This is a genomic window from Pseudobacter ginsenosidimutans, from assembly GCF_007970185.1.
Classification (GTDB): domain Bacteria; phylum Bacteroidota; class Bacteroidia; order Chitinophagales; family Chitinophagaceae; genus Pseudobacter; species Pseudobacter ginsenosidimutans.
In genome coordinates, this window is sequence record NZ_CP042431.1 from 4489680 (window position 1) to 4515183 (window position 25504).

17 protein-coding genes and 1 pseudogene are annotated in these 25504 nt (G+C 48.1%); 9 read left to right on the forward strand and 9 right to left on the reverse strand.

The window, feature by feature from the left end; all coding sequences use genetic code 11:
- Positions 1 to 9 precede the first annotated feature (9 nt).
- The gene (locus tag FSB84_RS17730) at positions 10 to 876 is read right to left on the reverse strand and encodes an AraC family transcriptional regulator (RefSeq protein ID WP_130539251.1); all 867 of its coding nucleotides are present in this window, start codon (positions 874 to 876) and stop codon (positions 10 to 12) included.
- Positions 877 to 1564: 688 nt separating this feature from the next.
- Between FSB84_RS17730 and FSB84_RS17735 the strand changes: the two genes are divergently transcribed.
- Together FSB84_RS17735 and uxuA are read left to right on the forward strand one after the other, a co-directional pair.
- Positions 1565 to 3223 (forward strand): UxaA family hydrolase, encoded by a 1659-nt coding sequence (locus tag FSB84_RS17735; protein WP_130539252.1) that lies wholly within the window; start codon positions 1565 to 1567, stop codon positions 3221 to 3223.
- Positions 3224 to 3261: 38 nt separating this feature from the next.
- Positions 3262 to 4443: a mannonate dehydratase gene (uxuA, locus tag FSB84_RS17740; protein WP_130539253.1), complete on the forward strand. Its 1182-nt coding sequence runs from the start codon at positions 3262 to 3264 to the stop codon at positions 4441 to 4443.
- Between the two features lie 74 nt (positions 4444 to 4517).
- Here uxuA and FSB84_RS17745 read toward each other — a convergent pair whose 3' ends face one another.
- The gene (locus FSB84_RS17745) at positions 4518 to 4910 is read right to left on the reverse strand and encodes a winged helix-turn-helix transcriptional regulator (protein WP_130539254.1); all 393 of its coding nucleotides are present in this window, start codon (positions 4908 to 4910) and stop codon (positions 4518 to 4520) included.
- 74 nt (positions 4911 to 4984) lie between these two features.
- Here FSB84_RS17745 and FSB84_RS17750 point away from each other — a divergent pair, with 74 nt between their 5' ends.
- A complete protein-coding gene (locus FSB84_RS17750; protein WP_130539255.1) occupies positions 4985 to 5725 on the forward strand; it encodes an SDR family NAD(P)-dependent oxidoreductase in 741 nt (246 codons plus the stop codon).
- A 72-nt stretch (positions 5726 to 5797) separates the two neighbouring features.
- Here the strand turns inward: FSB84_RS17750 and FSB84_RS17755 are convergent, their stop codons facing one another.
- The 3 genes and pseudogenes from FSB84_RS17755 to FSB84_RS17765 form a co-directional block, all read right to left on the reverse strand.
- Positions 5798 to 8128 carry a TonB-dependent receptor gene (locus tag FSB84_RS17755; protein WP_130539256.1) on the reverse strand — a complete coding sequence of 777 codons (2331 nt, stop codon included), beginning with the start codon at positions 8126 to 8128 and terminating at the stop codon, positions 5798 to 5800.
- Positions 8129 to 8300: 172 nt separating this feature from the next.
- Positions 8301 to 10205: pseudogene (gene nagB, locus FSB84_RS17760) on the reverse strand (glucosamine-6-phosphate deaminase); the annotation flags it as partial.
- Between the two features lie 125 nt (positions 10206 to 10330).
- On the reverse strand, positions 10331 to 10915 hold the full coding sequence (locus FSB84_RS17765; protein WP_130539258.1) for an RNA polymerase sigma factor: 585 nt from the start codon (positions 10913 to 10915) through the stop codon (positions 10331 to 10333).
- Between the two features lie 134 nt (positions 10916 to 11049).
- Here FSB84_RS17765 and FSB84_RS17770 point away from each other — a divergent pair, with 134 nt between their 5' ends.
- The 3 genes from FSB84_RS17770 to FSB84_RS17780 all read left to right on the forward strand — a co-directional run bounded on the left by FSB84_RS17770 (position 11050) and on the right by FSB84_RS17780 (position 17480).
- Positions 11050 to 12051, forward strand: coding sequence for a FecR family protein (locus tag FSB84_RS17770; protein WP_130539259.1), 1002 nt, complete (start codon positions 11050 to 11052; stop codon positions 12049 to 12051).
- 280 nt (positions 12052 to 12331) lie between these two features.
- Entirely contained in the window at positions 12332 to 15844 is a 3513-nt protein-coding gene (locus FSB84_RS17775; protein WP_158643983.1) for a SusC/RagA family TonB-linked outer membrane protein, read from the forward strand.
- A 25-nt stretch (positions 15845 to 15869) separates the two neighbouring features.
- On the forward strand, positions 15870 to 17480 hold the full coding sequence (locus FSB84_RS17780; RefSeq protein ID WP_130539261.1) for a SusD/RagB family nutrient-binding outer membrane lipoprotein: 1611 nt from the start codon (positions 15870 to 15872) through the stop codon (positions 17478 to 17480).
- Between the two features lie 170 nt (positions 17481 to 17650).
- On the opposite strand, the gene FSB84_RS17785 is transcribed toward FSB84_RS17780, so the two are convergent.
- Both FSB84_RS17785 and FSB84_RS17790 read right to left on the reverse strand, forming a co-directional pair.
- Positions 17651 to 18202 carry an ORF6N domain-containing protein gene (locus FSB84_RS17785; protein ID WP_225980106.1) on the reverse strand — a complete coding sequence of 184 codons (552 nt, stop codon included), beginning with the start codon at positions 18200 to 18202 and terminating at the stop codon, positions 17651 to 17653.
- Between the two features lie 263 nt (positions 18203 to 18465).
- A complete protein-coding gene (locus FSB84_RS17790; protein ID WP_130539262.1) occupies positions 18466 to 20370 on the reverse strand; it encodes a CocE/NonD family hydrolase in 1905 nt (634 codons plus the stop codon).
- A gap of 63 nt (positions 20371 to 20433) precedes the next feature.
- Here FSB84_RS17790 and FSB84_RS17795 point away from each other — a divergent pair, with 63 nt between their 5' ends.
- The 3 genes from FSB84_RS17795 to FSB84_RS17805 are packed head-to-tail and all read left to right on the forward strand — an operon-like array spanning position 20434 to position 22673.
- Entirely contained in the window at positions 20434 to 20910 is a 477-nt protein-coding gene (locus tag FSB84_RS17795; protein ID WP_130539263.1) for a nuclear transport factor 2 family protein, read from the forward strand.
- A 27-nt stretch (positions 20911 to 20937) separates the two neighbouring features.
- The gene (locus FSB84_RS17800) at positions 20938 to 21939 is read left to right on the forward strand and encodes a N(4)-(beta-N-acetylglucosaminyl)-L-asparaginase (protein ID WP_130539264.1); all 1002 of its coding nucleotides are present in this window, start codon (positions 20938 to 20940) and stop codon (positions 21937 to 21939) included.
- 14 nt (positions 21940 to 21953) lie between these two features.
- Positions 21954 to 22673, forward strand: coding sequence for a copper homeostasis protein CutC (locus FSB84_RS17805; RefSeq protein WP_130539265.1), 720 nt, complete (start codon positions 21954 to 21956; stop codon positions 22671 to 22673).
- A 94-nt stretch (positions 22674 to 22767) separates the two neighbouring features.
- Here the strand turns inward: FSB84_RS17805 and pyk are convergent, their stop codons facing one another.
- Both pyk and pfkA read right to left on the reverse strand, forming a co-directional pair.
- A complete protein-coding gene (gene pyk, locus FSB84_RS17810; protein WP_130539266.1) occupies positions 22768 to 24261 on the reverse strand; it encodes a pyruvate kinase in 1494 nt (497 codons plus the stop codon).
- Positions 24262 to 24312: 51 nt separating this feature from the next.
- The gene (gene pfkA, locus FSB84_RS17815; protein ID WP_130539267.1) at positions 24313 to 25296 is read right to left on the reverse strand and encodes a 6-phosphofructokinase; all 984 of its coding nucleotides are present in this window, start codon (positions 25294 to 25296) and stop codon (positions 24313 to 24315) included.
- Positions 25297 to 25504: the final 208 nt, after the last annotated feature.

Here is a 25504-nt window from a genome sequence, read left to right on the forward strand (position 1 = left end):
TTTTGCATGTTAGGCCATAAATTCTTTCTGATAGTTCAGGGGGCTTTTGCCCGTGATCATCTTGAAGTATTTATGGAAGCTGGTGAAATTGTTGAATCCGCTTTCATAGCAAAGCTGCTTGATGCTGAGATTGTTTTCGATCAGCAGTTTGCATGCCTGTCCAACCCTGATCTCGATCAGGAACTGGGAATAGGTTTTGCGTGTTCTGGATTTGAAATACCTGCAGAAGGAATTCGGGCTGATATTGGCAACAGCGGCAATTTCTTCCAGTTGTATCTTTCTTTTGAAATTCTTGAGTGAGTAATCGTAAATGGCGTTCACGCGGTCGCTTTCAGCTTCCACCAGTTCCTGTTTGAAGCCGATGGAGGAGAGTACATTCAGTTGTTTGCACTCGGCGATGGTATTGAGTGCTTCTATCAGCAGCATGATGCGCAGGGAGCCATCGGAGCTGAGCAGGAGCTCCAGCAATTCTGCAACTTTTTGTCTTGTTTTGCCGGTGATCTGCAAACCTCTTCTCGCTTTTTCCAGGGCTCCTTTGATATTCACGTTCTCGGGTAGTTGCAGGAACTGGTCTCCCCAGAAATTTTCAGCAAAATGCACTACACGAACGTCTGCCTGCAGTTTGTTGCCTTCTTCGAAGTATTTATCATCGAACCTCCAGTAGTGCGGCAGTTGCGGGCCTACCAATACGATATCACCGGCTTTGAAGCGCTTGATATTGTCGCCGATGAATTGGGTGCCTTCGCCTTTCTTAAAATGGATCAGTTCAATTTCAGGATGATAATGCCAACGGTTATTGATGTAAGGAACGATGTCCTGTCTAACACTGAAGGAATGCCGTGGCGCTTTTGATACTTTCAATAATTGCGGTCTCATTTCAAAAGGGTTTAAAGGTTAAACCATTCCGGTGTCACAAAATTCGTTCTGCCGGTTGACAAAAGGCAAATTTCCTTCTGTTCATGAACAAGATGCAATGCTGGAAAGTTAGTTCCGGCCATCGTTTGAGCCGGTTGCTGACCGCCAGTGGTAAGGCGGCAATGGAAGTGGAAGTTTTCTCGTGTCATGGCAAGACGGTTTTGGTGCTGGTCCGATGTAATAATCTCTGTGTACAAATTGAAAAATTTTTAATCATAATCGAGCCTTTACCCCCGATTTTATTTATGCAAACGTTTCCGGGGGAAAAGTGCATAAACCGTTAATAACCTTGATTGTAGCTGTGTTTCACGGTTTTCGGGATTGCATGGATCATGATAATCAGGCGCAATGCAACAAGTAAAACTGTTTATGCAACTTTTGCATAGAAAATGGATAAATAGAAAAGTAGAATAATATTTAAGGCGCTGAGAAATGCCAAAAAAATCGCATAATGGATAGCGTTAGGAAGGAATTCGCGGGGAGCCGGGATTTCATGCAGGTTTGCTTGCTTTTCATTGAGCTATTTTAGCATTCCGGGAACGATTGCGGAACAGGGTGCCAATTTAGCTTAGTATTAGGATAATGCTATGTGTTTTTGAAAGTGTTGATAGTTATTTATTTGTGCTAAGAATACTTTTAAGTACCAATTATGCAGGCTACTCACACATATCTACAGATACACCCCGATGATAATATCCTTGTTGCCCTTCAGGACTTACCCAAAGGAACCGAGATCAGGCACAATGGCCACCAGTTTCGGTTGATCGAACCTGTGGCGGGAAAACATAAGTTTACAATGAGCGATCTGGCTCCCGGAGACCAGATATTCATGTATGGCGTACTGGTAGGAAAGGCAGATAAGCCGATCCCGCAGGGATCCGCACTCACCACCGGCAATATCCATCATGCTTCCAGCGATTTTACACTGGGAGAAAGGAAACTGCAATGGAGCAAACCGGATGTAAATAAATGGAAAGACAGGCAGTTCATGGGCTACCATCGTGCAGACGGAAGCGTGGGCACTGCCAATTACTGGGTGGTGATCCCGATGGTATTTTGCGAAAACAGGAATGTGGAAGTGTTGAAAGAAGCGCTGGTAGACAAACTCGGTTATAGTAAGGTGAAAGCCTTCGATCATGATGTAGAGATGCTCGTGAATATGTACCAGCAGGGCGTTTCAGAAGATGAGATCCTGGCAATGGAACTGTCCGGGAAGCCCGCCAGCCAAAACAATAAGAAAGTCTTTAGGAATATCGATGGCATAAAATTCCTCAACCATGAAATGGGTTGCGGCGGCACGCGTATGGATGCGGATGCGTTATGCGGACTATTGGCAGGTTACGTTACACATCCCAATGTGGCTGGTGCAACCATCCTTAGCCTCGGTTGTCAGCACGCACAGGCAAGCATTCTGAAAAAAGAGATCATGAAACGTGATCCCAATTTCAGTAAACCCCTGATCGTACTGGAGCAACAGAAAGAAGGGACCGAAAATCAGATGCTGACAAAGGCCATCAAAAGAACATTCGCCGGATTAATGGAAGCGAACAAGAATGAACGTAAGCCGGCTCCACTCAGCAAACTCTGCATCGGACTGGAATGCGGTGGTTCGGACGGGTTCTCCGGCATCTCGGCAAACCCTGCCGTGGGCTATGTTTCAGACATCCTGGTAACGCTGGGGTCTTCTGTGATCCTCTCCGAGTTTCCTGAGCTCTGCGGTGTGGAACAGGAACTGAGTGATCGTTGCGTGGATGAGTCCACAGCCCTGAAGTTCATGGACCTGATGCGCGTTTACAATGCCAAAGCGGAAGCGGATGGATCAGGGTTCTATGCCAATCCATCGCCCGGAAATATCCGTGATGGCCTGATCACCGATGCCATCAAGTCTGCCGGCGCCGCCAAAAAAGGAGGCACATCACCGGTCACCGATGTGCTGGATTATCCCGAACGCGTGAGCAAACCCGGACTCAACCTGCTTTGTACGCCGGGCAATGATGTTGAAAGCACCACTGCGGAAGTAGGCTCCGGCGCCAACGTAGTGCTCTTCACTACCGGACTGGGAACACCAACCGGAAATCCTGTTGCACCCGTTGTAAAGCTGGCTACCAATACAACGCTGTTCAATCGCATGCCTGATATACTTGATATCAATTGCGGCACCATCATCGAAGGAAAAGAAACCATTCCTGCCGCTGCTGACAGGATCATGGAATATATCATCGATGTGGCCAGTGGCAATGTACAACCGAAAGCAGTCCTGCTGGGTCAGGATGATTTCATTCCCTGGAGAAGAGGTGTTTCACTCTAGTCACTATCTTTGAACTTAATATCAATCAGCATTCTTCTATGAACGTTGCTTTACCAAGAATGGAACAATCCTTCCGCTGGTTTGGTCCATCAGACCCTGTGAGCCTTGCGGATATCAGACAGGCCGGAGCTACCGGCATCGTTACTGCACTGCACCATCTGCCTAACGGCGTGGTATGGACGAAAGAAGAGATCCTGGCCAGAAAACAGATCATCGAAAAGGCAGGTCTGGTCTGGAATGTAGTGGAAAGCATTCCCGTGCATGAGCATATCAAAACTCAGAAAGGCGAATACCTCACTTATATCAAAAACTATCAGGAAAGCATCCGCAATCTTGCAGAATGCGGTATTCATATCGTTACCTATAATTTCATGCCGGTGCTGGACTGGACGCGTACAGACCTGGCTTATGAAGTGGAAGACGGCTCCAAAGCCCTTCGTTTTGAAAAGGCTGCGTACATTGCTTTCGATGCACTGATCCTGAAACGCGCCGGAGCGAAAGTGGAATTCAGTACAACAGAACTGGCGGCTGCAGAAACAAGATTAGGCAGCATGAATGCCGATGAAAAAGCATTATTGCAGCGCAATATCATTGCAGGTCTTCCCGGCTCCGAAGAGAGTTTCACACTGCAACAATTCCAGCAGGCGCTGGATCAGTATGAAGGCATTGACGCGGCAAAACTTCGTTCCAACCTCATTTTCTTCCTCTCTCAAATTGCTCCTGTAGCGGAAGAAGCGGGCGTGCAACTGGCCATCCATCCGGATGATCCTCCATATCCGATCTTCGGCCTGCCACGTGTGGTGAGCACTGAAGCAGATGTGAAAGCATTGTTCGATGCAGTGCCCTCCAAAGCCAATGGCCTTTGTTTCTGTACCGGTTCATTCGGCGTGCGGGCAGACAATGACCTGCCGGGCATGGTGGAGCGCCTCGGTAGCCGCATCCATTTCATTCACCTGCGCAGCACGCAGCGTGATGCTGACGGAAATTTCTATGAAGCCAATCACCTGGAAGGGGATGTGGACATGTACAATGTGGTGAAGAATATAGTAACAGTAATGCAAAACCGAAATGCGCCGATCCCTATGCGACCGGATCATGGTCACCAGATGCTGGACGATCTGAATAAGAAAACCAATCCCGGTTATTCTGCTATCGGAAGATTGCGAGGCCTGGCTGAACTGAGAGGATTGGAGTTGGGAATTGTACGAGGATTGAAATAAAATTGTTTACCAATTGATTTCGCTATTGCCAGTCGCTCGCCTCCCGGCGAGCGACTGGCACACGCTGATTAATTCTAACTTGCTTTCTTCAGCTGTTTCTTTTTTTGTGGCGTGGTTTGCTGGATAGCCCGATGCCTGTTACCCCAGGCGCTCATCTGCCTGAGCATCGGTGCTGTATCCTTTCCCGTTGCAGTGAGCTCGTATTCCACTCGTGGCGGTACTTCCGGGTAAATGATACGGCTTACCAGTCCATCTGCTTCCAGCTCCCGCAATTGTGCTACCAGCATCCTTTCTGAAACGCCATCGATACTTTTCCGTAATTCATTGTAGCGCATCCTGCCTTTCAGCAAAGTGAAAAGAATGGCAGGTTTCCATCTTCCCCCGATCACGGAAAGGGTATAACTCATACCGCAACGCGCCAGCATTACTTCTTCATTGATGGAATTGGTGGAGTTGGTTTTGCGCATACTTACTATTTTGTTAGTACTTAACAATTTTAGCTGTACCTGCAAATATAGCAAGACTGATCTAGTTTTGGGTCATGAAAAATCTATTAAACCAAACAGCCCTGGTAACAGGAGGGAGCCGCGGTATCGGAGCGGCCATAGCGAAACGTTTAGCAAAGGAAGGAGCCAATGTAGCAATCACCTATAACTCTTCTCCCGAAAGAGCGGAATCGGTAGTGAATGAGATCAAAGCGGCAGGCGGCAATGCTGTAGCCATCAGGGCCAACAGCCAGGACCCGCAGGCGGTGATGGACGCGGTAGACAAAACAGCCGCTGCATTTGGCGGCCTGCACATACTGGTGAACAATGCCGGAGTGGCGATACTGAAACCGACGGAAGAATTCACGGTGGAAGAATTCGATCTGCATACATCTGTGAATGTGCGAGCTGTGTTTGCCGGATCGAAAGCAGCTGTTAAGCATTTGCCACGTGGCGGTCGTATCATCACCATCGGAAGTTGTATGGCTGAACGTGTTGCGGGGCCTGGAGGAGCGGTATATGCTATGAGCAAGAGTGCGCTGATCGGTCTCACCAAAGGAATGGCAAGAGAATTGGGCCCTAAAGGGATAACGGTGAATCTCGTTCATCCGGGACCGATAGATACGGATATGAACCCTGCCAACGGCGAAGGCGCCGACTGGCAGCGTTCTCTCAATGCATTGAACGAATTCGGCACTGTGGAGGATATTGCAGGACTGGTGGCTTACCTCGCCAGCCCGGAGAGCCGGAATATCACCGGAACGGGTATCACCATCGATGGCGGAACGAATATTTAGTACAAACAGCAACGCCAATCATTCCGATTGGCGTTGTGTACTTTCTATAAATCTGAATTTCTATCGGCCGGACTAGAACTGGTAGCCCAGGCTGAGGTTGAATCGGGCGCCGTTGCCCTGAACATATTCAAGATCTGCTGCCCTGTATTGACTTCTGGGCGGATAATAGGATTGATTGAACAGGTTTTCGATGCCCAATCCAATATTGAATGATTTGTTGATCCTGTAACCTGCATTGAAATTGAACCAGATCACTTCTTCCACAGGTGCTTCACTTAATCCGAATTTTCCGGTATCAGGCCTCACAACAAACCTGTTACGGCTGCCTGTGTAAACTGTGGACAGTTGCATATTCAATGCAGAAAATGGTTGATAAGCGATAAAGCCTGTTGCTTTGGGAGGCATGATCCTTTCTCCATTCATGTACACTTTTGTGCCGTCTTCTTTTTCAGTTTTTCCTTCTACATAAGAATAACTGCCACCCACGCGAACACCTTTGGTGATGCGGGCTTCAGCCTGTACTTCATATCCATGTATTCTTTCCGGTTCACGCTGTGTCACAAACATACCGTTCTGTTCCACCAGGTTGGCGCCGAGTTTGGATGTACTCACAAAATATGCTGCCTGAATGTTCACAGGACCGATCTGGCTGCTGAAACCTGCTTCGTAATTGTTGGTGATAACGGCATCGGTGGTGATCTGATCCAGCGTATTCTCCGTGGCAGAACGCAGGATGCGGCCGAGCTCGTTCAATCCGAATGCCTGTGAGAAGCTCACGAAAGGGTTAAAGAAGTTGAACTTCGAATACCTGATACCGGCATTCCACATGGTAGAATTGTAGTTGAGTTTTCCTCCTTTTACAAATACGCTGCCTTCGCCATTCTTGCCTTTCGCGATGGTGTTGAAGTCCTTCACTTTGATGCCGGCATTCTCATAGCGCACACCACCCTTGATCACGAAATTCATGATATCGACCTTCATTTGAGCGAAGGGCGCCATGTTCAGCATATTCATATCGGGAACAAAAACGCGGCCATCTGTGAGCACCTGGTTGGTCATGTCTTTCAGCAGATCGAAACCATAAGTGATATCACCTGAAATCTTTTTCCATTTCCAGGGTGTGTTGAGGTTGGCGCGAATTCCTCTTTTTTCAGATTGGATATATGTCTGGCCTGGTCCGTACCAGCTATTGGATTTTTCCACGTAGCGGTTCAGGCTCTGGAAGCGATGATCGTATAACATTACTTCGAGACTGCTGTTGAATGGCAGTTTGGTTGCGCGATAATTTACATAGAGGTTGTGGCTATGTGGTGTTCCGGCAGGATCTCCGGGGTCGATGCCGCGTACGCCGATGGCAGGTGTTTCGTTCCATTTGCCGGCCTGGTTGATGTAGTCGGCATGCTGACGGCTGCGGAAGAAATTGATGGAGGCTGTTATTTCCTGGTTATCTGTGATCCTGTAGCCAAGTTTTCCGAAAAGGTTCAGCAGCCTGGTTTCGCTGAGACCATCGGCCTGAGCAATTACGTTGCCGTCTGCGTCTTTAAGAGCACCGGTTTCATTGTACACGCCACTTACCACATAGCTGAATTTTTTGATGGCGCCATGCAGGGTCTGCGATACGCGATAACCAACGGTATTGCTGCTATGTGCAATATTACCGTCCATGCTTATGCGCGTTTCTCCGCTGATGGGCTTTGAACCTTCGGGTTTTTTAGTAATGAAGTTGATGATACCGCCGCCGGACCCGTTTCCGTAAATGGAGGTAGCACCCTTGATCACTTCAACGCGCTCGATCACTGCAGGATCGATGGTGCGGAGATCGCGGCTGCCATTCATCAATGGGGTAGACTGCGGGATACCATCTATCAGCACCAATACCTGGCGTCCGCGAAGTGTTTGCCCTGAGTTGGTAGCTTTATTGGTAAAGGTGCCGAGACCAGGCACTGTATTGCCGAGGATGGATGTGATATTGGGATTGATAGCGGCCTGTTCCCTGATCTGCTTTGCCTGCAGGATGGTAACAGAGCTGGGTACTTCCCTGATACTTTCCACTTTTCTGCCTGCTGTTACTACCACTTCATTGAGGAAGCCTTCTGCATCGAGCGATACATCAACACTGGACTCTTCGCCTTCGCGGATGTTCACTTTTATATTTTTTGTAGCGTATCCGGCAGCGCTGACCTGTATCTCATGATGACCAGCCGGGATGGAAGACAGCAGGAAATTCCCTTTTTCATCGGCAGTGGTTGCTGCGCCTTTTTTCAGGGAAATGGTAGCGCCGGGGAGCGCTTCTCCTTTCTCCGAATGCACAAAGCCTTTCAGGGAGCCAAAGCCTTTGTCCTGGGCCTGTAACTGAACCAGGAACGATAAAAAGAATAGAGCCAATGCTAAAGATCTGTTCATACAATTTGCCTGTTTTGGGCAGACAAAGGGAAGAAATGTTCAGGTAGATGAGTGTTGAAATCCGATGTATCGGTTTTCGATATCAGAAATTTTTCTGAAGCAACAGTTTTTCCAAATGAAAAGAGGCGGCCACCAGGGCCGCCTCTGTATCGAATTCCATTATTTCATTATTCTAGTAATGCCATCTTACGAAAGCCTCCATGGCTGCGTATTTGGTAAGACCCAGCTGTGCATACAGGTTTGCCGTATTGGAGTTGCGGTCCTCAGCACGCTGCCAGAATTCGCGGCTGTCTGATCCCTGGAAGGGGACCATATCTTTCTGCGACTGGTGGATGAATATGCCGAAACGTTTTTTCATTACCTGCTCCGGGCTCATGGGCACTGCCATTTCGATCTCGGCAATATCCCATTCCTGCCATGCGCCCTTGTAGAGCCACATCCAGCAATCTTTTACCCAGGGCTCATTCGCTTCTTTCAGTCTGCGCATTGCTTCGAATACGATCTCGAGACAAACCTTGTGCGTTCCGTGCGGATCGGCGAGGTCGCCTGCGCAATAGATCTGTTGCGGCTTCAGTTTGCGCAGCAGTTCAATGGTGAGCAGCACATCTTCTTCGCCCATCGGTTTTTTCTCGATAGTGCCTGTTTCGTAGAAGGGGAGGTTCTGGAAATGATAGTTGTCGTCGCTGAGACCAACGTAACGGCAGGTTGCCTTTGCTTCGCAACGGCGGATCAGGCCTTTGATGGCGCGGATATCAGCTGTATCGATCTCATTTGATTTCTTATTCTTCAGGTAGGCTCTTGCCTGGCTGAGGATCTCATTTGATTTGGTGGCGTCGATGCCGAACATCTCTTCAAATCCAACGGCGAAGTCCATGAAGCGGGTCACAAACTCGTCGGTAACCGCGATGTTGCCGGAAGTCTGGTAAGCTACATGTACATCATGTCCCTGATCGTGCAGGCGTTGGAATGTGCCTCCCATGGAGATGATATCATCATCCGGGTGGGGGGAGAAGATCACACAGCGTTTTGGATAGGGCTCGCTGCGCTCGGGATGGTTAGGCAGGCTGGCATTGGGTTTGCCGCCGGGCCATCCGGTGATGGTATCGCGCATCATGTAATAAACCTTGAGGTTGATCTCGTAGGCATCGCCTTCTTCCACCAGCAGTTCGCTGAGTCCATGATCGCGGTAATCGTTATTGGTAAGACTGAGAATGGGTTTGCCTGCTTTGAGGGCCATGTTCACAACGGCTTTGCGCACGAGGGCCGGCGTCCAGTCCATTTCACCGGTGAGCCAGGGGCTCTTGTAACGGGTAAGCTCAGCCGCTGCAGCTTCATCCAGCACAAAGCTCACTTCGTTGTGTTGTTGCAGAAGTGAAGCGGGGATCTGTTCGTCCACATGTCCTTCCGCTGCTTTCTGCACAACGGGCGCTTTTGCAGGGCCCCAGGCCATCAGGATCACGCGGCGCGCCTTCATGATGGTGCTGATGCCCATGGTGATGGCGAGACGCGGCACTTGTGAGAAAGTAGGGAACTCATAAGAGTTGGCAATACGGGTGGAGTTATCCAGGGTAACAAGACGGGTCTTGCTGAAGATGCTGGAGCCGGGCTCGTTGAATCCGATATGTCCGTTATTACCGATACCCAGGATCTGCAGATCGATACCGCCGGACTGCTCTATCAGTTCTTCGTACTGAATGCAATGGGATTTGATCTTGTCCTTGGGAATCTCTCCGTTGGGAATATGAATGTTCTTCGGGTCGATATCGATATGGTCAAACAGGTTTACATGCATAAAGCGATTGTAACTCTGCAAAGCATCGTGCTCGATCGGGTAGTATTCGTCGAGATTGAAAGTGATCACATTTTTGAAGCTCAGTCCTTCTTCCCTGTGAAGGCGTACCAGTTCTGCGTACAGGGATTTGGGAGTGGATCCTGTGGCCAGGCCCAGTACACAATTCTCGTTTTTTGCTTGTTTACTACGGATCAGTGAGGCGATTTCCTGTGCAACGGCCGCGGAACCCTGTTTCAGGTTGCCGTGGATGCTCACCGGAATTTTTTCGAATGAATCAACCATAACTCTTGTGTTTTTTGAAGTTGCACGAAATTAACAGCTAATTTCAATATTTATGCAACAAAATTTAATGCAAACGCTTGCATGAAATGTATGAACGTGCTGAATTCCAGTGTTAACGAACGGTAGTATCAGAGCAGGAAACTGAGCAGGCTGTAATGTCTGAGCAGGATATTCTTCATGGCTTTTACGGCCTGATAGAGCAGGTTGCGGGCTACCTGGTAATTGATGTTCATGATCTCGCTGATCTCTTCATAGCCGAGATTCTGATAGAATTTGAGGTAAACGATCTCTTTCTGACGGATGGTCAGTTGATTGAGGGCCTGCACCACCCTGGCAGTTTTTTCTTCGGACTCCTGTTTGCCGATGATGAAATCCTCATAGCTGATCTCGAAAACGGAATTCTCTGTAAGTTCAGCCTGGAATTGTGAAGTTGATCTTTTCCGAAGTGCTTTGAGCAGTTTGTATTTCATGGCCTTCAGGAGATAGGCCTTTACGGAGATGGAAGGAGGTGGATTCTTGCTTTGCCAGAGCTCGATGAACAGTTCCTGGATGCAATCTTCCAGAACGGCTCTGTCTGCGCAAATCTTATGGCCGTACCTGAACAGATCAGGGTAATACTGACGGAATAACCAACCCAGCGCCTCACGGTCACCCTGGATAAAGGTCTGCCAGTAATGAATATCCGGCCGGTGTTTCATTTTCTCATTCTCCATTAGTTATGGTGCAAGCAAGCCCGGTAAACCTACCGGTAAAAATGCTTAAAACCAATTTTTGGTTAAAAAAAATTAAAAAAACTTCATTACAGATTTGTAATAATGGACACTTATTTCCGGTATAACGCTGTGTTATGGATAGAAACTTTTCAAATATTGAAGATATAATCGCAGACGAGCGATTCCAGGCCTGGTATTTCAGAAACGATGGTAAAAACCGTAACGACTGGGAGTCCTGGATGGCCGGCAATCCGCAACAGGCAGCCCTGGTTGCAGAAGCGAAGGAATACCTGGATCAACTGGTGATTGCTGAGCAGTCGCTTCCCGAAGCACAACTGGTCCAGGCCGAACAACGGTTGATGGCAGGCCTTGCCGCAATGGAAACACCTGTGATCAGCACTCAACCTGTAACCGGAACCGTGAGAAAAATGAAACGCTGGATTGGCGTAGCGGCCGCGGTGGTTGTGCTGGCAGTTGCAGGTCTTCTCTATTTGTACAATACAGCGCAGGATATGGTGCAGACCTCATTCGGTGAGTTGAAGGAACAACAATTGCCGGATGGTTCCAAAGTAACACTGAATGCCAACAGTACCATTACCTATTCCAAAGGCTGGGACAAAGGCACTGAGCGCGAAGTGTGGTTGAAAGGCGAAGCTTATTTCCATGTAAGTAAAACGCCTGCCAAAAGTAAATTCGTGGTACATACAGATCGCTTCGATGTAGTGGTTACCGGCACGCAGTTCAATGTGGTGAACAGGTCTGATAAGACCAATATCATGCTCACTGAAGGAAGCGTTACACTGATAACGCCTGATGGCAAAACCCATAAGATGGTGCCGGGTGATTTTGTGGAAGTGAACAACCGGGAATTGCAAAAGAAAACGGGCCGGGAAGAAAATGTACTGGCCTGGAAAGACAAGAAACTCATCTTTGAAAATACACCGTTGCATAGCGCACTCGAAAAGATAGAAGAGCATTACGGGATCAGGATCACGATTGGCAATGCTAATATCGGTAACAAACCTATCAGCGCTATCTTACCCAATGATAACCTGGATGTATTACTGCAGGCGTTGGAAGCTACCAACGAATTCCATGTGATACGGAAGGATGGTGAGATCATTATTACGGAGTAAACAGCTTTTTTCGGATCAGGCCTTCTTTTATTGTCATTCAGTTCAATAAAGCTTCATTGAGATGTTGTGAAAGCATCCGATGCCGGTTGACTATTGTCTGAAAGTTAGTAAGAACGGGGTTCTTCACAGATCAAAAGGATGCAGGCCTGCTGTTGGGGACACAGCAGGAATTGCATCCGGGGTTGGGTGGTTCGTCCTCACCACCTGCCCGGGTCAGTGCAAAGTCGGCCTGAATATAAAACCCAAAACCAGTACATCACTATTTAAAAAACGCCGCATTATGAGAAGTTTTCAGCGTAGAACTGGATCTCTGGCCATTGTGCTGGGCATACAACTGGCGTGTTTACCTGCTAGTTTTTCGCAGGAGTCGTATGCCTGGATGGACAAGCACAAGAATAACAGACAATCGTCTTCGGCCAATACTCAACAAGATGATTCCAGCCGCAAGCAGCAAACCTTGTTCAAAGTCTTAAAGGATCTCAACAAAACCAAAGGAGTCTATTTTCTTTTTGCCGACCAGAGTTTCGGAGAAAAAATGGTAAATCCGGTAAAGAATGAAAGCGCAGACATCGAGAAGATACTGACGCAGGTACTGGAAGGTACCGGACTGAAATATAAAAAAGTAAATGAAAAAACTTTTGTGATCCTTTCCGTAAAGGAAAACACAAAAAACGAATACAACCTGGCGCCGGTTACATTCTCCGGCAATGACCGTTCACAGGATGCCCAGTCTGCAGAAACAGTGAAAGGGCGGGTAACGGATTCCACCGGAGCGCCCGTTGCGGGCGTAAGTGTAACGGTAAAGGGCACACGCAGAGGTACCACTACCAGCTCCAGCGGCGATTTTTCGCTGGAAGCCAATAAAGGGGAAACCATCGTTTTCTCTGCCGTGGGCTACAATCCCCAGGAAGTGCTGATAGGGGACCAGACATCTGTCAATATCTCCCTGGTGGCGTCAGGTGCGCAATTGAATGAAGTAGTGGTGACGGCTCTGGGCATCAACCGTCGCTCTAAAAGCATTACTTATTCCACACAGAAAATAAACGGGGAACAACTCACCACAGTGAAAGATCCCAACCTCATCAACAGCCTCAATGGTAAAGTAGCTGGTCTAACCATCAACAGAAGCGCATCAGGCGCCGGTGGTTCTGTGAAAGTGGTGATGCGTGGTAATAAGTCTACCCAGAACAACTCGCCGTTGTATGTGATAGATGGTATTCCGATGTACAATACATCCCTGGGGCAGCCAGACAATGCATTTGGCGAATCAAATGGATCGGGTAGCCCCGGCCGTGATGGTGGCGATGCCATTTCAAATATCAACCCGGAAGATATTGAGTCCATGCAGGTGTTGAAAGGTGCTTCCGCAGCGGCTTTGTACGGAAGCCAGGCTGCCAACGGAGCGATACTCATCACTACCAAGAAAGGTCGTTCAGGTGCTGCCCGCATCACGCTCACCAGCAGCCTTACGCTGGACCGGGTAATGCTGAAGCCCGAAGCGCAGTTCGATTACGGTCAAACCTATGCGCCGGACGGCTCAGGCAATGAAGACGGATGGGGAGAAAAAAATGGAAAAGGCGACTTTACCAATGATTTCTTCCGCACAGGAATTACCTGGATCAATGGCATCAACCTTACTGCAGGTTCTGACCGGGCGCAAACCTATTTCTCTTATTCCAACACAGAAAACAAGGGAGTGATTCCAACCAATCGCTTCAACCGGCATACTTTTACTTTCCGTGAAACCGCCAAATTCTTCAATGATAAATTCACGGTGGACGGGTTTGTAACGCTCACCAGGCAGTCAAGCGATAACCGCCCTGTTTCCGGATTCTATAATAACCCGGTGATTGGCGTTTACTACTTCCCGCGTAACCTGGATTTCAACGATTACAAAAATAATTTCGAAGTACTCAGCGGCCTCAGGGCATTGAATGTACACCGCTGGTGGAATGTGGATTACGATAAAGGCAAACTCGGAGGTAACTTTTCTCAAAATCCTTATTGGATCCTTGAACGCAACAGGCGTGAAGATAGTCGTGATCGGGCTTTCAGCTCTCTCGCACTCAAATATGCGCTTACTCCCTGGCTGAGCATTCAGGCAAGAGGTAACTATGATATGGCTGTAGACGATTATGAGTCACGCATGCATGCCAGTACCAATACTACACTGGCTGATTACAATGGACGCTTCATTTATTCAAGAAGTAAAGATAATGTAGCGTATGGCGATGTGCTTGCGCTCCTGAATACAGACCTTACGCCTGATCTTACGCTGAATGCAACAGTGGGTGCATCTATCAACGATGCAAAGGTTACTGATCAGCTGGTGTTGGATTCATACCGGGCGGCTGACCCTTCGGGAAATCAATTCGGGTTATCCATTGCCAATGTATTTACAGCACAGAATATCCTGCCTGTCAATCCGAACCGTCAGCAATCGGTTGTAAAGTATCAGACACAATCTGTTTTGGGAAGCGCTTCACTGGGTTATAAGGATTTCCTGTTCCTTGACCTCACAGCACGTAACGACTGGTCTTCAACACTGGCATTCACACCCAATATCAGTTTCTTCTATTATTCTGCCGGAGCCACAGCTGTAGTGAATGAAATATTGCAACTGCCTGCTGCAATCGATCTGGCAAAATTCCGTGTGAGCTATGCTAAGGTGGGTAACAGTGTACGCGCTTTTGCCACCAGACCGCCTGATTATACTCAGAGCCCCAACAGTAGTCAGCTTGTAAAAAACACGCAGGCTTCATTTCCTGGCAAAAACCTGAAACCAGAAGACAACCGTTCGCTGGAGTTTGGTACCGAATGGCGTTTCCTGAAAAATCGTCTCGGCATCGATATCACTTATTACAAGAATGATAACTACGACCAGTATTTTGAAACGCCCGCACCTGCAGCTTCAGGTTATACCACTTATTTCCTCAACCTTGGTCATATCCAGAATAAAGGCTGGGAGATCATGTTGAATGCTGTACCGGTAAAAACAAAAGACCTGGAATGGAGTACCGCGGTGAATTTTGCTTCCAACAAGAACAAGGTGGTGAAACTAAGTGAAGAAGGTATTACCAGTGGTGTTGGTCAATTCAACCTGGGACTTTTCGATAATACTTTTGGTCCGGTTGTGCGTGAAGGCGGCAGTTTTGGCGATATCACTTCCAATGTTGCCACCAGGGACGAGAAAGGAAATCTCATACTGGATGATGTAACCGGCGCACCGATCCGCATGCAGCAACAAACCATCAGACCGGTGATCGGAAATCCAAACCCCGATTTCACAGCAGGTTGGAACAATACGATCAGGTATAAGAGACTCTCTCTTAATTTTCTCTTCGATGGCCGTTTTGGTGGAGAAGTGATGAGCCTTACACAGGCTGAGCTGGATGCATTAGGCTTCAGTAAAGCCTCTGCCGATGCAAGGGAAGCAGGTGGTGTATATGTAAAGGGGATCAAGCAGAATGGAACAGCATTCGAAGGAAAAGTAAATGCCAGGGATTACTATGGAGCCATCGGTAAGAGGGATGGTATTGGCGAATTCTATCTGTACGACGCTACTGCCGTCAGGCTGCGTGAATTATCTATCGGCTATGCGGTACCGTTAAAGTGGAAAGGTATCAGGGAACTCAATGTTTCTCTTGTAGGTCATAATCTCTTCTTCGTAAAACGCGACGCTCCGTTTGATCCGGAAGTGAGTATGAGCACCGGAAACAGATTGCAGGGCGTGGATGTTTTTGGACTGCCTACTACCAGGAGCATGGGTCTGAATGTAAAAGTCGGTTTCTGATCATTCTTTTAAATGCTTGAAAACAATGAAACGTAATCATATCTTCTTTAACCGGTTCTTTGGAGTGATGGCTGCCATCAGCCTCACAGCAGCCTCCTGTACAAAGAATTTCGAGAAAATAAATACTGATCCCAATGGCTTGTGGGAAAAAGACCTGAAGGGGGATTTTGCCCTCTATGGAAGCCCCTTCAACCAGATCCAACTGAGTATCCATCAATACACGCCCGACTGGCAGTACCAGCTTCAGCAGAATCTCAATGCTGATATCTGGAGCGGTTATATGATGACGCCGGTGAACTTCGCCAACAACGTCAACAATACCAACTATGCCATGGTGGATGGATGGAACGACAGGATCTGGCTCACTGCCTACGGAAATGTAATGAGTCCTGCGCTGGCAGTTATTGAAAGGGCGAAGGCCGATAACTTTCCCAACTTCGAAGCCTGGGGACTCATCCTGAAAGTAATGGCCATGCATCGTGTCAGCGATTTTTTTGGTCCCATCGTTTACACAAAATTCGGCACCATCAATTCCGATGGAAGTGTAACCTACGATTCACAGCAGGAAGCCTATACTGCATTCTTCAAAGACCTTGATGATGCACAGGCCAAACTGAAACCTTTTGCTGAGGATGCAAATGCACCACTGGCATTCGGAAGATTTGACCTGGTATATGGAGGCAGCTATGTGAAATGGATGAAATTCCTCAACTCGCTTCGCCTGCGGCTTGCCATCCGGATCGCAAAGGCTGATCCTGGCAAAGCAAAAACAGAAGCAGAAAAATCGCTTTCCAATTCCTTTGGCGTGATCGAGACCAATGCTGAAGATTTCATCATCGATAGTAAGACCATCACCAATCCGCTAAATATCATTTCCAACAACTGGCTCGATATCAATATGGGTGCACCGATGGAATCTTTTCTTACCGGTTATAGCGATCCCAGACTACCCATCTATTTCCAGCCAGCTACGGACCCGGCATTTGCCGGACAATACAGAGGCATACGCAGCGGTATCCAGATGCTGGATGAGAATACTTATCTGAATTTCTCAAGGTTGGGTAATCTCGGTACCAAAACACCGATGCTCACCGCCGCTGAGACCTGGTTCCTGCGTGCAGAGGCGAAGCTGAATGGCTGGACCGATGCTGGTGTGGCTTCTGTGAAGGAAGCCTATGAAAAGGGAATTCAGTTGTCGTTTTCTCAATGGGGCCTGAGCAATGCCGCTTTCGATGCCTATAAGGTGAGCACAGCGAAACCAAAACCATATGTAGATCCGAAGAACGCAGTGAATAATGTACCTGCAGGTTCTCCCGTACTCAGCACCGTTAGTCCATTGTGGAATGAGGCCGGAACAACCGCTGAAAAGCGCGAGCAGATCCTCACTCAGAAATGGCTGGCCATCTATCCTGAATCCTGCGAGGCATGGGCCGAGTTCAGGCGTACAGGTTATCCCAAACTCTTCCCGGTTGTAGTGAATAATAGCAATAACGTAGTGCCGAATGGCGAGTTCATCAAACGTGTGAACTTCGTGATCAGTGAAAGGGAAAACAACCAGGGCGGCTACCAGGGAGCTGTTCAGAAACTCGGCGGAGCTGATAATATCAATACACGCCTCTGGTGGAATGTACCATAATAGTTGTCCGTTAATGTATAGAATAGTATAACCTTAGACCAAACGATCAATAGGGTAAGTCAGGCTGTCCTCTTCGCGGGACGGCCTCTTTTTTTTACATGTGGAAGTGGTCACAATTTGTGACCACTTGACAAACTGGCGCATCTGAAAAAGCAGGAGGTAAGAAGAAATCACGGTTTGAATCCGATCCTTGGCCGGTTCTCCCATTTGTGTTTAGCCGCATTTTCATCCAGCAGATTTTCCATTGCTTCAAACAAAGTATTAAGTTGAATATCATGAGTACCCAACCTTTCTTTGAGGGATTTCATTTCCTGAAGGGCATCTAACTGTTGAATACTTAATCTCTTAACAGCAATGAAGGTTCTCATGATTGTAATTTTCATCTTAATAGCCCTTTCGGAATGAATAACACCGCTGAGCATTGCAATACCATGCTCGGTGAAAGCAAACGGGAGATTTTTAGCGGGGCGATGGGCTGTGGCCTGCGCAATTTCAACCTGAATCCCAATACTTGCATTTCGTGGGGAACTGGTCACAATTTGTGATCTCATGTCAACATGGCCGGATTTTTTAGTTGGAACCTGTGACCTCAATTGATTCCACTCTTCCGCAGTCAATCTGAACATGAAGTCGTCCGGGAAACGCATAAGATTCCGTTTCACTGCCTGGTTCAACACTCTCGTTTCTACTTCATACAACGCCGCTAAATCAAAGTCGAGCATCACACGTTCCCCCTGATCGTGTAGATCCTGTGTTGAATACTTTCAATTTCTACCATCATTTCAATTTTAGGTTTACGATCATTCTCACAAAACAAAACCTGCACGACCATATCATCGTGCAGGTTTCACAACCTCTTCACAGGTAGATTTTCTCATGAGAATAGTTTACGAAAGCAAACTAATTCATCTCAGCGAATTAAAAATACCTGTATCGGGTCAAAATTCGGTTCTGTATCTACGTTAGAAGAAGTGTAATAATGTAATTATGGAATTACTGGTAATATGATAGAACTGCTGTTGACAGCATCGTGATGTATTTTGATAGTTGCCTTTTTGAAATCTGCATCATCGCAGGTGTAGATGTTCACGAACTGTTGCGGATTCCTGTCGAACAGCGGGAACCAGCTGCTTTGGATCTGGATCATCAGTTTATGTCCTTTTTTGAATGTGTGTGCAATATCGGGCAGCTCAAATTTAACGCGCTCCGGCTTGCTGGGTTTGAACGCTTGGGGAATGGCAAAGCTGTTGCGGAACCTGCCACGCATGATCTCACCACGAACCAGCATCTGGTAGCCACCCATGGGATAATCACCTGAACCTGCATTTCGACTGTTATTCACCTGTGAGCCGGGATATTTGAAATCATCGGGGAATACATCGATCACCTTTACCACATAGTCTGCATCGGTAGTGGAAATGGACGTGATCAGGTCTGCGATCACGGTGCCGCCAAGTGTTAGGTCCTGTTCCAGAACCGGCGTTTCAAAACTGAGTACATCCGGTCTGCGACTGGCAAAGCGCTGATCATCGATCATATAATCGCGGGTGCGTACATAATGAACATCTTCTGTATAAGGAACAGGTGATTGCGGATCGCTGACGTATTCGCTGAAACTGTTTTTACCGGTGGGCTTGTCCCACCCGAGTTTGCCATTCGGCTGAAGATAGAGAGCCTTATCAGTCTTTGCAACAGGTGGCCATTGGTTGAACTGTTTCCATTCATTTTGGCCGGTGAAGTAAACAGTGGCTTCTGCCAGTTTGGATATATCGCCTTTACCTTTGAGATGATAATTGAAATAAGGTATTTCGATCTCATTCTGAAAAAAGTGGGAAGTGTTATCGCCAAAACGGATATTACCGAAGCGGGCGCCATCCTGTGAAGCCCATTGACCATGCCACCAGGGGCCCATCACGAGCTTGTTATTGTTCTTCGCTTTCTTTTCGATGGCAGCATAACTGCGCCATGCGCCGAAGCAATCTTCCGCATCGAAACTGCCACCTACAATCAGTGTTGCCGTGGAGGAAGGGATATGTTGTACATGATTGCGGACATCGCGTGCTTCCCAGAAGGCATCGCGGTTGGGATGCGCAAAAAGATCTTTCCAGAACGCAACTGTATCGCCAGTGAGCGCCATGAAATTTTTGAGTGCGCCGATACGCAGGTAAGTATCATAATTATCATTCGATGGGAGCTTGATCTCCACATTCGGTCTTTTAATGGTGGGCAGGGGACGAGGGTATCCGAAGCCGGCTGTAACATAGAATGCAAATGCATCTATCAGGGCGAAAGCGCCATTGTGATGAAAATCATCTCCCAGGAACCAATCGGTTACAGGCGCCTGAGGACTGGTGGCTTTCAGGGCGGGGTGACCGCTTAAAGATGCCATGGTGGAGTAGAAACCAGGGTAAGAGATACCGAAAATGCCAACATTGCCATTGTTGTTGGAGAGGTTTTTGATCAGCCAGTCGATGGTATCGTAGGTATCGCTGGCCTCATCAATGTCCTGGCTGGTCTTCTTATCCGGATTGAATGGCCGTACATCAACAAATTGCCCTTCGCTCATCCACCTTCCACGTACATCCTGGAATACGATGATGTAATTTTCACGGGCGAAATATCTAAAATCCCTGAACCATAGATTGGGACTGAACTGATCTCCGTAGGGGGCACAGGAATAAGGCGTACGGGACATCAGGATAGGGTGCTTTTCCGTTGCGTCTTTGGGAAGGTACACGCTGGTGAAAAGTTTTATCCCGTCCCGCATGGGGATTTGAAACTCTTTTTTGGTATAATTGTTCAGTATCCAGGCTGAATCCTGCGAGAACTGTTGCGCGAAGGCAGCCAGCAAACAAAACTGGCAAAATACCAGTAGCAATAATTTTCTCATGGTAAACCGTATTTTAGTGGCTTAAAAGTAAACAATGTTGATCAACACAATCCGGAGAAAAGTATGCAACGGTATGAACAACTCATAAAAAAATTCTATACGTGTTTTCAGCAGCGCGATTTCGCCTGCATGAACAGCGCTTATCATCCGGATGCCACTTTCTACGATCCGGTTTTCGGGAACCTCAATGCAGACCAGGTAAAAGCCATGTGGGAAATGCTAACCGGCAGGGCAGAGGATCTGCGTGTGACCGTGAGCGATATACAGGTGGATGCTGCTGAGAAATATGGCTCCTGCCGCTGGGAAGCTGAATATACTTTTTCAGCCACCGGCAGAAAAGTGATCAATCATGTAAAAGCGCATTTCAAATTCCAGGACGGACTGATCATCGAGCATATGGATGATTTCGATCTCTGGAAATGGAGCAAACAGGCGTTGGGCTTCAGCGGGCTCCTGCTCGGTTGGAGCGGGTTCGTTCAAACGCCGATCCGCAAAAAAGCAAAACAGGGTCTCCGGAAATTCATGGAGTCCAAACGATAGAGAAAATACAGACCTAAACAACATCACATGAGTACACGCAGGAAATTCCTGTTCAGTTCCGCCGCGGCCTCTCTTGCCACACTGGCCGGAAAAAAAATGTTTGCTGCCATTCCTGAAAACACAATAAAGAATGATCCCATCGCGATCTCTACCTGGGACTTTGGAAGGGAAGCCAATGCCGAAGCCTGGAAAACCCTTTCCAGTGGCGGCTCTGCGCTGGATGCAGTAGAGGCTGGCGTAAAGATCCCTGAAGCAGATCCCAATAATAATACAGTTGGATATGGCGGTTTTCCCGATCGGGAAGGACATGTTACCCTCGATGCCTGCATCATGGATGAACAATACCGTTGCGGCTCCGTGATGTGCCTTGAGCATATCAAACATCCAATTTCTGTAGCCCGGTTGGTGATGGAAAAAACACCGCATGTAATGCTGGTAGGGGAAGGTGCTCTGCAGTTTGCCCTGGCCAATGGTTTTCATAAAGAGAACCTGCTGACACCGGAAAGTGAAAAAGCCTGGAAAGAATGGTTGAAAGAATCGAAATATGAACCGGTGATCAATATCGAGAACCAGCAGCATTTGCCCGGCGGCCCTTATAATCATGATACCATTGGAATGCTGGCTATGGATGCGAAAGGCCAGCTTAGCGGCGCCTGCACTACCAGTGGAATGGCATTCAAAATGCGGGGCAGGGTGGGCGATTCTCCTATCATCGGCGCTGGTTTGTATGTAGACAATGCGATCGGAGCAGCCACAGCAACAGGTGTGGGGGAAGAAGTGATCCGCATTGTGGGATCATTCCTGGTAGTAGAGCTGATGCGCCAGGGATACACTCCCAAAGCGGCCTGCAAGGCAGCGGTGGAGCGGATCGTAAGCAGGAACCCTGCAAAAGCGAAAACCATACAGGTGGGTTTTCTGGCAATGAATAAAAAAGGAGTTTACGGCGCTTATGCATTACAGAAAGGATTCACTTATTCTGTAAAAAATGGAAAAGAAGAAAAGATAATGAAGGCGGAAAGTAAATGGTAAAAGCAGAACAGAATATGGCAATACTTGAAATATGTGCTTATAATATCCAGTCTGCCTTCATAGCGGAGAAAGCAGGGGCCGCACGTGTAGAGCTTTGCGCCAGCGCGCCTGAAGGTGGTGTTACGCCTTCACGGGGAACCCTGAGACTGACGAGGGAAAAATTATCCATCGATTTATATCCGATCATCCGTCCGCGCGGCGGTGATTTTTTGTATGATGAAGATGAGCTGGCCATTATGAGGCAGGATATTCTCTTCTGCCGTTCCATCGGTTGTGAAGGGATATCTACCGGTGTGCAGCTGGCAAACGGAAACATCGATACAGAAAGGATGAAGCGTATCATCGAATGGGCTTATCCGATGCTTGTGACCTGCCATCGTGTGTTCGACAGTACGCCGGATGCCTTCCGCTCCCTGGAAGAGCTGATCGGTTGCGGCTGCGAGCGTATCCTTACCAGTGGGCATGCGCCTTCTGCGCCGGAGGGTACAGCTTTACTGGCAAAGCTGGTGGAGCAGGCTGCAGGGCGGATCATCATCATGCCCGGGGCAGGTGTGCGTGCAGGTAATATCAAAGCCCTGCAGGATGGAACGAAGGCGACTGAGTTCCATACATCGGCAAAGAAGCTGGCTACTTCTGGTGTGTCATATCACAACCCTGCCATCAGGGATACAGGAGATGTGTTTGTGGCGGATGAAGAGGAGATAAAGAGAATAATAATGGAATTGGAAAAATAATCAGGTTGTGTCCTGTCACTCGCCGGGAGGCACTCTGATACAAAAAAAGCCGTTCAGTTCTGCTGAACGGCTTTTTGTATAATAACGCAAATGCTTAATCGATCTTTGTGATCTTGATCACGTTTGTGGGCAAATGCTGATCAACAGGTACTGAGCCTGTGTTCACCACTACGTCTCCCGCTTTGGCAAAGCCACGTTCTTTGAGGATCTTGATCTGGTCGAAGATGATATCATCCAGGCTTTCTTCCTCATCGTAGAAGAAGGCGCGCACGCCCCAGCTAAGGCTGAGCTGGTTCACCAGAGAACGTTCTTTGGTGAAGATGTAAATCAATGATTTTGGACGATAACTGCTCAGCATGAAAGCGGTGTAGCCGCTCTGCGTCATACCGATCAGGCCATCAGCCTGTGTATCGTGCGCCAGTTTACAGGCATTGTAACAGATGGCGTCGCTGAGGAAGCTGGGTGAATGCGGTTGCGGCTTCAGGTCTTCTTCGCGGTTATAGCGGTATTCTGTTCTTTCCACTTCGAGGATGATGCGGCGCATGGTTTCCACCACCAGCGGGGGGTGTTTACCGGTAGCCGTTTCTCCGCTGAGCATAACTGCGTCAGCGCCTTCGAGTACGGCATTGGCCACGTCTGTGATCTCGCTGCGGTTGGGTTTCACGCGATCGATCATACTTTCCATCATCTGTGTGGCAACAATCACGGGCTTGGCGCGGTGGATACATTTGCGGATGATATCGCGCTGGGCCATTGGCACTTTCTCTACCGGCAGTTCAACGCCAAGGTCGCCGCGGGCCACCATCACGCCATCAGATTCGATGATGATATTACGAAGATCCACCAGGGCCGAAGGCATTTCGATCTTGGCGATCACTTTCGATTTTGATTTCTTTACGGCCAGTCTTTTCTTCAGGTCTACAATGTCTTCCGCTTTGCGAACAAAGGAAAGTGCTACCCAGTCAAGTTCATGCTCCATGATGAATTCCAGATCTGCAATGTCCTTTTCGGTCATGGATGGCAGTGAGATCTTCGTGTCCGGGAGGTTCACTCCTTTTTTGGGAAGGAGAGTTCCGCCGTAGGTCACTTTTACTTTCACGTCGCCGCCGGCCGTGATCTCAACCACCTGTACTTCCAGTTTACCGTCATCGATAAGGATCTTGTTGCCTACTTCCACATCTTCGTGAAGGTTGGGGTAGGAAACATAGATGGAGTCTTTCGTTCCAACTACTTTTTGCTTCGACTGGAAAGTGAGGATATCGCCGGGGGCGATGGGGAGCGCGCCATTCTCGATCTCACCTACGCGGAGCTTGGGGCCCTGGAGATCACCCAGGATGGCGATATTGTAAGGTTCCTTTTTATTGATCTCGCGGATAAAGCCGATGATCTTTGCTTTATCAGCATGGTCTCCATGAGAAAAGTTCAGACGGAAGATGTTCACACCTGCTTTTACCAGTTCCAAAAGCTTCTCATAGGTATCACAGGCGGGACCAACAGTGGCCACAATCTTTGTACGGTGTGTGCTATGTTCCTTACCTGCAGCTTTGTTCATATCCTGGTGCAGGTATTTTTTTATGTCTCTGGCCATTTGTTTGTTTTAGATTTTTCTCGGATGCAATAATTATGTTCAGGGGTTCGCTTAGCTGGCAAGGATCTTCACCATCTTGATCCAGTCTTCACCGATGCGTTGTTTGCTTTTTACAGCTTTTTCCAGCAGGGTGTACTGCATCTTATTGTTGACGATGCCTACCATTACGTTGTGTTTACCTTCCATAAGGCATTCCACGGCGGAGTATCCCATACGGCTGGCGATAAGCCTGTCCATACAGGTTGGCGCGCCGCCGCGCTGGATATGCCCAAGGATGCAAACGCGTGTATCGGACTGGGGTAAGCGCTCTTTGATCACTTTGGCTACTTCATTGGCGCCGCCGAATTCTTCGCCTTCGGCTACCACCACCATGTTCACGAGTTTTTTACGTCTTTCTTTTTCCTGGAGGGAAACGATGAGTTCTTCTATATCGGTTTTGCGCTCGGGGATGAGGATATGTTCAGCGCCGGTTGCGATGCCGCTGTGAAGAGCGATATAGCCAGCGTCACGGCCCATCACCTCAATGATGAAGAGGCGGTCGTGTGCATCGGCAGTGTCGCGGATCTTATCGATCGCTTCCACGGCTGTGTTCACTGCAGTGTCGAACCCGATAGTGAAATCGGTTCCTGCAATGTCTTTATCGATCGTACCGGGAATTCCGATACAGGGGATGTCGAATTCGCGGCTGAAGATATCGGCGCCACGGAAAGAGCCATCTCCTCCAATCACCACCAGACCGTCGATGCCCAGGGCCTTGAGGTTGTCGTATGCTTTCTTGCGGCCTTCGGGCTGCATGAATTCCTTGCAGCGGGCCGTTTTCAAAACTGTTCCTCCGCGTTGGATGATATTGGCCACGCTGCGGGAGTGCATGGGAACAATATCATTTTCGATGATGCCGGCATAACCGCGCATGATACCAAATACTTCCAGCCCATAATAAAGACCAGTTCTCACAACAGCACGGATGGCGGCATTCATCCCAGGTGAATCGCCACCGGAAGTTAGAACTCCGATTTTCGTTACCTTCTTTGCCATGAATTTAATTCTGTTAGCAGTTTGTTATTAATCTTCGAAAAAGAGACAAGAATTCTTAAAAACTATCTACGTTTTTGCGAAATGAGGTTCAAAAATAAGGTTTTGTTTCCGATACGCAAACGCAAGAACCTGAATCCAAAGGAAGTATTGACTTTCATTTGAGTTGCAAGCCTGAAACTAATGGTTGTAAGTTTCGGCTGCGAAAGGT

What these genes read in the sequence shown, in the direction of transcription:
- FSB84_RS17730 (WP_130539251.1), bottom strand. Translation starts at nt 876, where the DNA reads ATGAGACCGCAATTATTGAAAGTATCAAAAGCGCCACGGCATTCCTTC.
- FSB84_RS17735 (WP_130539252.1), top strand. Translation starts at nt 1,565, where the DNA reads ATGCAGGCTACTCACACATATCTACAGATACACCCCGATGATAATATC.
- uxuA (WP_130539253.1), top strand. Translation starts at nt 3,262, where the DNA reads ATGAACGTTGCTTTACCAAGAATGGAACAATCCTTCCGCTGGTTTGGT.
- FSB84_RS17745 (WP_130539254.1), bottom strand. Translation starts at nt 4,910, where the DNA reads ATGCGCAAAACCAACTCCACCAATTCCATCAATGAAGAAGTAATGCTG.
- FSB84_RS17750 (WP_130539255.1), top strand. Translation starts at nt 4,985, where the DNA reads ATGAAAAATCTATTAAACCAAACAGCCCTGGTAACAGGAGGGAGCCGC.
- FSB84_RS17755 (WP_130539256.1), bottom strand. Translation starts at nt 8,128, where the DNA reads ATGAACAGATCTTTAGCATTGGCTCTATTCTTTTTATCGTTCCTGGTT.
- FSB84_RS17765 (WP_130539258.1), bottom strand. Translation starts at nt 10,915, where the DNA reads ATGGAGAATGAGAAAATGAAACACCGGCCGGATATTCATTACTGGCAG.
- FSB84_RS17770 (WP_130539259.1), top strand. Translation starts at nt 11,050, where the DNA reads ATGGATAGAAACTTTTCAAATATTGAAGATATAATCGCAGACGAGCGA.
- FSB84_RS17775 (WP_158643983.1), top strand. Translation starts at nt 12,332, where the DNA reads ATGAGAAGTTTTCAGCGTAGAACTGGATCTCTGGCCATTGTGCTGGGC.
- FSB84_RS17780 (WP_130539261.1), top strand. Translation starts at nt 15,870, where the DNA reads ATGAAACGTAATCATATCTTCTTTAACCGGTTCTTTGGAGTGATGGCT.
- FSB84_RS17785 (WP_225980106.1), bottom strand. Translation starts at nt 18,202, where the DNA reads ATGCTCGACTTTGATTTAGCGGCGTTGTATGAAGTAGAAACGAGAGTG.
- FSB84_RS17790 (WP_130539262.1), bottom strand. Translation starts at nt 20,370, where the DNA reads ATGAGAAAATTATTGCTACTGGTATTTTGCCAGTTTTGTTTGCTGGCT.
- FSB84_RS17795 (WP_130539263.1), top strand. Translation starts at nt 20,434, where the DNA reads ATGCAACGGTATGAACAACTCATAAAAAAATTCTATACGTGTTTTCAG.
- FSB84_RS17800 (WP_130539264.1), top strand. Translation starts at nt 20,938, where the DNA reads ATGAGTACACGCAGGAAATTCCTGTTCAGTTCCGCCGCGGCCTCTCTT.
- FSB84_RS17805 (WP_130539265.1), top strand. Translation starts at nt 21,954, where the DNA reads ATGGCAATACTTGAAATATGTGCTTATAATATCCAGTCTGCCTTCATA.
- pyk (WP_130539266.1), bottom strand. Translation starts at nt 24,261, where the DNA reads ATGGCCAGAGACATAAAAAAATACCTGCACCAGGATATGAACAAAGCT.
- pfkA (WP_130539267.1), bottom strand. Translation starts at nt 25,296, where the DNA reads ATGGCAAAGAAGGTAACGAAAATCGGAGTTCTAACTTCCGGTGGCGAT.